This is a genomic window from Actinomyces succiniciruminis (genome assembly GCF_900002405.1).
In the GTDB taxonomy this organism is placed as follows: Bacteria; Actinomycetota; Actinomycetes; order Actinomycetales; family Actinomycetaceae; genus Actinomyces; species Actinomyces succiniciruminis.
Genome location: NZ_LK995517.1, coordinates 28,964 through 37,487, shown reverse-complemented (window position 1 = coordinate 37,487; position 8,524 = coordinate 28,964). Strand labels below are relative to the sequence as shown.

The 8,524-nt window shown below is 70.2% G+C and carries 6 protein-coding genes; 5 read left to right on the top strand and 1 reads right to left on the bottom strand.

What is annotated here, in order from left to right; genetic code table 11:
* Positions 1–411 (bottom strand): LacI family DNA-binding transcriptional regulator (locus BN1056_RS09275; protein ID WP_244671619.1); only part of this gene is annotated, 411 nt, incomplete at its 3' end.
* 293 nt (positions 412–704) lie between these two features.
* Between BN1056_RS09275 and BN1056_RS09270 the strand changes: the two genes are divergently transcribed.
* From BN1056_RS09270 to BN1056_RS09250, 5 genes are all read left to right on the top strand, one after another.
* Complete coding sequence (locus BN1056_RS09270) at positions 705–3,845, top strand: glycoside hydrolase family 2 TIM barrel-domain containing protein (RefSeq protein WP_210580595.1); 3,141 nt, start codon at positions 705–707, stop codon at positions 3,843–3,845.
* A complete protein-coding gene (locus tag BN1056_RS09265; RefSeq protein WP_210580592.1) occupies positions 3,845–5,284 on the top strand; it encodes an MFS transporter in 1,440 nt (479 codons plus the stop codon). The genes BN1056_RS09270 and BN1056_RS09265 overlap by 1 nt, the downstream gene beginning before the upstream one ends.
* Before the next feature lie 222 nt (positions 5,285–5,506).
* Positions 5,507–6,244, top strand: coding sequence for a hypothetical protein (locus tag BN1056_RS09260; RefSeq protein ID WP_210580591.1), 738 nt, complete (start codon positions 5,507–5,509; stop codon positions 6,242–6,244).
* A 271-nt stretch (positions 6,245–6,515) separates the two neighbouring features.
* The gene (locus BN1056_RS09255; RefSeq protein WP_244671618.1) at positions 6,516–7,424 is read left to right on the top strand and encodes a fructose bisphosphate aldolase; all 909 of its coding nucleotides are present in this window, start codon (positions 6,516–6,518) and stop codon (positions 7,422–7,424) included.
* Positions 7,425–7,450: 26 nt separating this feature from the next.
* A complete protein-coding gene (locus BN1056_RS09250) occupies positions 7,451–8,332 on the top strand; it encodes a fructosamine kinase family protein (protein WP_425306118.1) in 882 nt (293 codons plus the stop codon).
* The last annotated feature ends 192 nt before the right edge of the window (positions 8,333–8,524 follow it).

The following is an 8,524-nucleotide window of genomic DNA, read 5'->3' as shown; positions in this document are numbered from 1 at the left end:
CGCCCGCCCCGCCTGGACGACGACGAGCCCGTCCACCGCCTGCGCGGCCAACCGGTGGACGGCCGCCCCCATGTCCTCGGACTGGGGGCGGTCCACCTGCACCATCGACACGGTGTATCCGGCTTCCCAGGCGGCCTGTAACACGCCATTGGTGGTCTGAGCCTCGCCGGTGCGCAGGATCTGCTGGGTGAGCACACCGATGGCCTTGAAGGATCCGCTGCGCAGGGCCTGGGCGGCACGGTTGGGCGCGTAGCCGAGCTGCTGCATGGCATGCAGCACCCGCTCCCGGGTGTCCGGGCGCACGTTCGTGGCGCCGGCCGAGACACGGGACACGGTCTGGGAGGAGACGCCGGCCAGGCGGGCAACGTCGGCGACCGACGGTGCACCTCGATCGCGTTTTCTCCCAGCCACCTTCGTGAGCCTAGCAGCCCGTCCGGGCGCAAGCGGCAGCCCAATCCACGCCCACGCTAGTGATAACGTCATCATAGCAGATGTACGCCTCCTCAACGACACCTTCGAGTTACCCCACCAATTACTGAACTAACTCACACCTTCTCAAGCCGTACCCCCTTATGTTAACGTCGACATGTGTGGGGCGCCAGAGCCCCGCCGCCCAGGCACTTCGCGCCGGCGCCACCGGCGTCGTCCGGCCCCGAACCCAGGCGGACCCGCCCGGTCCGCTACCGCACACAGGAGAGTCAGCGATGATCCTTCCCGGGCACCACGAGGACCTCACCGTCCTGCACGAGGGCACCCTCCCCCACCGCGCCTACTACGTCCCCGCCTCCGCGCCCGCCCACGGCGCGCCCTGGCAGCGAGAGACCTCCGACCGCTTTCAGCTGCTCAACGGCGACTGGGCCTTCGCCTACTACCCGGGCCCATACGCCGTACCCGAGGACTTCTGGGCGCCCGCGGCCCCCACCACCGACCTGGCGCGCATCCCGGTCCCCTCCAGCTGGCAGCACCAGGGATACGACCACCACCAGTACACGAACTACCGCTACCCCATCCCCCTGGACCCGCCCTATGTTCCGCAGGACAACCCCTGCGGCACCTACCTGCTCGACTTCGAGCACACCGCTCCGGCCGCGGCGCCGTGCACCCACCTGGTGTTCGAGGGCGTCGACTCCTGCTTCTACGTGTGGCTCAACGGCCGCTACCTCGGCTACAGCCAGATCTCCCACGCCACCAGCGAGTTCGACGTCACCGACTTCCTGATCCCGGGCACCAACCGGCTGGCCGTGCTCGTGCTCAAGTGGTGCGACGGCACCTACCTGGAGGATCAGGACAAGTTCCGCACCTCCGGCATCTTCCGGGACGTCTACCTGCTGGACCGCCCACAGGACTGCCTGTTCGACTACGCCATCACCACCGCACTCGACGACGCCGCCACCGTCACCGTCCGCGCCGGCTTCCGCGGCCAGGCGGTCCCCACCCGCCTGGAGCTGCGCGACGCCGCCGGCGCCGTCGTCGCCGACGGCGAGCTGGAACCCGCCGACACCGGCTCCCCGTACACCCACGCCGCCGCCCTGCGCGTCGCCTCCCCGCACCTGTGGTGCGCTGAGGACCCCTACCTGTACACGCTGCACCTGACCACCCCCGGGGAGGTCATCACCGAGCAGGTCGGCCTGCGCGAGGTCACCACCGCGGGCGCCGTCCTGTACGTCAACGGCGCCCCGGCCACCCTGCGCGGCGTGAACCGGCACGAGTCCGATCCGGTCACCGGGCCGGCGGTCGGCGTCGAGCACATGCTGCGCGACCTGCGCCTGATGAAGCAGCACAACATCAATGCGGTGCGCACGGCCCACTATCCCAACGATCCCCGCTTCTACCAACTGTGCGACGCCTATGGGTTCTTCGTCATGTCCGAGGCGGACGTCGAGTCCCACGGCACCCAGGTGCGGGTGCTGGCCGACTCCTCCTGGGACAGCCAGGTGGAGCACTGGAACGAACCCATCGCCGACAACCCCGAGTGGACCGAGCCCACCCTGGACCGGGTGCGCGCCATGGTCGAGCGGGAGAAGAACCGGCCCAGCGTCATCTCCTGGTCGGCCGGCAACGAGTGCGCCTACGGCTGCACCTTCGAGGCGGCGCTGGCCTGGATCAAGGCCGCCGACCCCACCCGGGTGACTCACTACGAGAGCGCCTTCTACCGCGACTCCAAGCGCGCCTACGACTACTCCGGCATCGACCTGTACGGGCGCATGTACCCGGGGCTGGACGAGGTGCACGCCTACCTGGACGCCGATCCGGACAAGCCCTTCCTGCTGGTGGAGTACTGCCACGCCATGGGCAACGGCCCCGGCGACCTGGAGGAGTACTGGGAGCTGATCCTCGCCGAGCCGCGCATGTGCGGCGGATTCGTGTGGGAGTGGTGCGACCACGCCATCCGTGCCGGGACCGCCGACGACGGTCGCCCCGTCTACCTGTACGGCGGGGACAGCGGGGAGCTACTGCACGACGGGAACTTCTGCGTGGACGGTCTGGTGTCCCCCGACCGCGTCCCCCACACCGGCCTGCTGGAGCTGAAGAACGTGCAGCGGCCCGCGCGCGTGCTCGCCTTCGACGCCGACGCCGGCGCCCTCACGCTGCGCAACGACCTGGACGCCACCGACCTGGCCGACTACCTGGAGGCCCACTACGAGGTTCGGCGCGACGGCGTCGTCGTCGACTCGGGTGAGCTGGTGCTGCCGGATTCGGTGCCGCCGCACACCGCCGTCACCATCCCCTGCGCCGCGAGGGTGCCCGAGTCCGGCCGCTGCCACCTACTGGTCTCCTACCGGCTCAAGGCCGCGGCGCCGCTGCTGGAGGCCGGGCACGAGCTGGGCTTTGACGAGGTGCCGCTGTCCAACGCCCACCCGCGCCACCACGTACTGGATCGGCTGGCCGCACTGGCCGGTGCGCCGTCGTCGGACACGACGGCGGCCACGCCCACGGTCACGACGGCGGGCCCGACCGGGCTGGTGGTGGCCGGGGAGTCCTTCAACTACGAGTTCGACACCCGCACCGGTCTGCCCAGCCGGCTCGTCGTCGGCGGCCGCAGCCTGCTGACCCGCCCCATGGAGATCAACACCTGGCGGGCCCCCACGGACAACGACGCCGAGGCGCGCAAGGACTGGGAGACCGCCCAGTACCACCGCACCACCACCCGCGCCTACCGGGTGGAGGCCGAGGAGCGCGCGGACGCCGTCGTCGTACACACGGAGCTGTCGGTCGGGGCGCCCGCGGTGCAGCCGGTGCTGCGGGCGGCGGGCACGTGGACCATCACCCCCTCCGGGCTGATCGCGCTGGACGCGCGGGTCATGCTCGACCCGGACTTCCCGCCGCTGCCGCGCCTGGGCCTGCGCCTGTTCCTGCCGCAGTCCATGACGGCCGTCGCCTACCACGGGCTCGGCCCGCACGAGAGCTACGCGGACAAGCGCCGCGCCGGCTACCACGGCGCCTTCCGCAGCGACGTCGACGCCCTACACGTCCCCTACCTGCGCCCGCAGGAGGGCGGCTCCCACGCGGACTGCGACTACGTCACCGTCAGCGACGACGTCGCCTCCCTGACCGCGGCCGGTTTCGGACCGCTGTCCTTCAACGCCTCCCGGTACACCCAGGAGGAGCTCACCCGCGCCCGCCACGACGTCGAGCTGCGGCCGTGCGGCGCCACGGTGCTGTGCCTGGACCGGGCCATGGCCGGGATCGGCTCCGCCTCCTGCGGCCCCGCCCTGCGGGACATCTACCGGGTGGTCCCGGGGCACCTGACCGACCTGGGCATTCGTCTCTTCCTCCTCCCATCCATCACCCCCACCCGCGGCGATTCCGTACTCGCGGGCTCGACTCACAGCGAGGTCAACTGATGCAAGAGAAGAAGTACCTCAAGTGGTACAACAAGGTCGGATACGGCTCCGGTGACGTGGCCGGGAACGTGGTGTACGCGCTGCTGTCCGCGTTCGTCATGATCTACCTGACCGACACGGTAGGGCTGAACTCCGGCGTGATCGGCACGCTCATGATGCTGTCGAAGTTCTTCGACGGCTTCTCCGACATCCTCTTCGGCACCCTGCTGGACCGCACCCGGACCCGTATGGGCAAGGCCCGCCCCTGGATGCTGTGGGGCTTCGTGGGTTGTGCGGCGATGATCATCGCCGTCTTCGCCATTCCCCCCAGCCTGGGCGAGACCGCCCAGTACGCCTGGTTCTTCATCGCCTACACGCTGCTGAACTCGGTGTTCTACACGGCCAACAACATCGCCTACTCCTCGCTGACCGCGCTGATCACGAAGAACAGCGCCGAGCGGGTGCAGATGGGCTCCATCCGCTTCATGTTCGCCTTCGGCACCAGCCTGCTGATCCAGACCTTCACGGTTAAGGGCGTGGAGCTGCTGGGTGGAGGCGCCGAGGGCTGGCGCACCATCGCCATCATCTACGCGCTCATCGGCCTGGCCGTGAACACCCTGTCGGTGATGTCCGTGCGGGAGCTGTCCCCCGAGGAGCTCGCCGACCGCTCCGACATGCCCACCGAGGACGCCGAGCGCGCCGCGGCCGCCGACGCCGCGGCGTCAGGCGGGGCCGACGAGAAGCTGCCGTTCAAGGAGTCCATGCAGCTGCTGCTGGCCAACAAGTACTACCTGATCATCCTGGTGGTCTTCCTGATGACCCAGATCTTCACCGCCACGCTGAACATGGGCATCTACTTCATGACCTACATCCTGGGCAACGCGAACCTTTTGGGTGTGTTTGCCTGGGCCATCAACATCCCGCTGATAGCGGGCCTGCTGGCCACCCCCTGGGTGGTGTCCCGGGTGGGCGGCATGTACCGGGTGAACATCGTCGGCTACATCGTCGCCGTCGTCGGACGGCTCGGGGTGGTGGCGGCGGCCTACGCGGGCAGCCTGCCACTGATGCTGGTGTTCTCCGGGATCGCCTCCATCGGCATGAGCCCACTGCAGGGCACGGTCAACGCGCTGATCGCGGAGGCCTCCGAGCACACGTTCCTGCGCTCGGGCAAGCGCATCGACGGACTGATGTTCTCCTGCACCTCGCTGGGGGTGAAGGTCGGCGGCGGCCTGGGTACGGCACTGGCCGGCTGGCTGCTGGCCGCGAGCGGTTACATCGCCAACGCGCCGGTCCAGCCCGACTCGGCGATCAACATGCTGTACTTCATGTACCTGTGGATCCCGGCGATCGTCAACGGCATCATCCTGTTCCTGCTCTCGCGGCTGGACGTGGAGCGGTCCAACGACCGCTTGCGGGAGGGCCACGAGGCCCGGGCGCTGGCCGCGGCGGAGCCGGCATAGGGGTAGCCGCCGTCGTCGTGCCACTCAGCCTGCGATTTACGACCCCGGGGTGCGTTTCACGACCACCCCGGGGTCGTATTTCGTACCCCAAGGTCGTAAAGCGCATGAGCCGGGCCGCAAAGTGCATGCGCCGCGCCGGTTCATGCCACTGCTCCCGCACCAACGTGCCGTCACCCAGCGCGCCTCGCCACGGTTTCGCATCGGGCCGATAACATTCAGGTCATGTTCAACTCGGCACTCTCCCGGCAGCAAGACCTCGAGCTCCGCTACCGATCGGCAGTAGTGCGCGATTTGCTGGCCACCGGAGTACGCGTAGCGCGCAGTGGTGGTCTGTCGGAGGTCAACCGCGATTCGGTGACCACCACGCTCGCGGTCGGGATCGGCCGCCTGTACGAGATCGTCCTGGGCCTGCGCAATCTGAACCTGCACGGGCAGTGGGCGCCGCAGCCGGGTGATACCGGCAGCACCTACCCGGAGCCCTCCCCCGATCTGTTGTCCATGCACGACGCGGTCTTCGACTTCCTCAGCCTGGCCCCTCACGGACTCACCCGCGCGGCCGGGCGCGGGCTGGGTCGGATCAATACCGATCCGACCGTGCCGCGACTCGTGTCCGCCCTGGGCGCATACTGGGAGCCCACGCAGGGAGGCCGGGCGAGCAGCCAGAGCACGACGGGCGCGTGGACCGGCATCGAGGACGCCGTGCGACGGACTCCGGAGGAGCACGCACTGAGCCTGCTGGGCGGCCCCAACGGTGAGCCCGCCGAATATCTGGCTTGGCGGCGTGCGGCGCGCGCCTCCCGGAACTCCGCACAGTCCTCCGCAGGCGAGCAGCTGGCTGACGCGGTGGAGGCCATCTGGTTCACGCTGGGCACTTGCGGGCGCGACGGCGCGCTCGGACACCCGGGGGAGATCTTCGCCGCCGAGGTACTACCCGACCGCACCGTGTCGGCCGCGGCCTAGACGACGTCACACGGCAGCCCGGCACTCCCGGCGCGCGGTGCTGGGCGCGGCAAGCCGTCGGGGTCGGCAGGGGCGGAGTCCCGGCGGACCGACTCAAACGCGGCACCACGCCGCCGCGCCGCCGGTGCCGCGCCGACCACCATTGCCCGCAATCGACTCTTTTTATGAGAACCGTTCTCGCATATAATTGTTTGCGCCCGAGCTGGCCCAGCCGCCAACGCCGCGACAACGTCGTCCCGAGCACTCGCACAATCCAGCCAGGAGGCACATCATGCCCACCCAATCGCGCCCCGACCAGCGCGCCCAGATGGACCGGATCCGGCACGGCGCCGGCTTCATTGCCGCCCTCGACCAGTCCGGCGGCTCCACCCCGCGCGCGCTGAAGGCCTACGGCATCGAACCCGACGCGTGGAGCAGCGAGGAGGAGATGTTCGATCTGGTCCACGCCATGCGCACCCGCGTCATGACCAGCCCCGCCTTCACCTCCGAGCGGATCCTCGCCGCAATCCTGTTCGAACGCACCCTCGACTCCGAGGTCGAGGGTCGCCCCACCGCCGACTACCTGTGGGATGTCAAGGGCATCGTTCCCTTCCTGAAGGTGGACAAGGGCCTGGCCGAGGAGGCTCACGGCGCCCGCGTCATGAAGCCCATCCCGGGCCTGGACGACATCCTGGCCAAGGCCGTGGAGAAGCATGTCTTCGGCACGAAGATGCGCTCGGTCATCCTGCACGCCGACACGCAGGGCGTCGCCGCCGTCGTCGACCAGCAGTTCGAGATCGCGGAGAAGATCCTCGACGCCGGGCTCACCCCCATTATCGAGCCCGAGGTGGACATCCACGCCCCGGACAAGACCGGCATCGAGCTGCTCCTGCTCGCCTCGCTCAACGCCCACCTGGACGACCTGCCTGAAGGCCGCGATGTGGTGCTCAAGCTGACCATCCCCTCGGTGACCGACTTCTACCACGCACTCATGCGCCACCCGCGCGTCGCCCGTGTGGCCGCCCTGTCCGGCGGTTACACCCGCGCCGAGGCCGTCCGGCGCCTGGCCCGCAACCGCGGCCTGATCGCCAGCTTCTCCCGCGCCCTGCTGGAGGGTCTGGACGTCTCGCAGACCCAGGCGGAGTTCGACGCCGCTCTGGAGGCCTCGATCGCCGAGGTGTACCGGGCCTCGACCACCTGAGCGCGACCGCGTGGAATGCTGGGCGGGTGAGTATCCGACCCGTATTCCGCAAGCAGGACGATCTGCCCGGCGCCACCCGTCTGGAGGCGCAGGGACTGGCCTGGCTCGGCCAGGCCATGGCCGACGGCGGCGCGTGCGTGGTTCCCGCGCGCGCCGGCGACGGCTGGCTGGAGGAGCCGCGGCTCGCCGATTCCCGGGTGACACCGGCGGCGGCCGAGGCCTTCGGGCGGGCTCTGGCCGTCACCCACGCCGCCGGGGCGCCGGCCTTCGGGTGCGCCCCGCCCGGCTGGGACGGGCGTACCCAGATGGGGCGCAGCAACATCCGCCTGCGCCCGCACGCGGCCGAGTCCGGCACGCCGCGCCGCTGGGGTGAGTTCTACGCCGCGGACCGCATCGCCCCCTACATCGGGCCGGGGCGGGATGCGGGCACGCTCTCCGCCGCCGATGCCGCCCTGCTGGAGCGGGTCTGCGCGCGCCTGGCCGACGGCGACTTCGACTCCGCCCAGCCCCGCCTCACCCGCCGCGCCGCCGCCGAGCGGGGCGACGGCGTCGCCGTGGCGCGTACGCACGGCGACCTGTGGACCGGCAACGTCTTGTGGGTGCCGACGGCGGAAGTGGCCGACTGGGCTCCCGCCGGCGCGGACCGCGGGGCGGGCGGAACCGTGGGCGTGCTGATCGACCCGCTCGCCCAGGGTGCGCACGCGGAGACCGACCTGGCGGCCTTGGGCGTGTTCGGGCAGCCGTATCTGGAGCGGATCGTGGCCGGCTACAACGAGGTCTCACCGCTGGCGGAAGGCTGGCGCGAGCGCGTGGGGCTGCACCAGTTGCACCTGCTGATGATTCACGTGTTCCTGTTCGGGGGCGGCTACGGGCCCCAGGCGGTGGCACTCGCCCGCCGCTACGCCTGAACCCGACGCTGGGCGTCGGCGCAAGCGCTGACGCCCAGTCGTCGCGGCTCTGGGCACCCCGCCGCAGGCTCGTGAGCGCCGTCGGCCGTTGCGGCCGGCCCTCACGACGGCCGGGCGTCCGGCCGGCGGGGTGCCATCGCCCTACAGGTTCACCTGACGGGAGATGATGCCGGCCTTGGCGCGGCGGGCCTC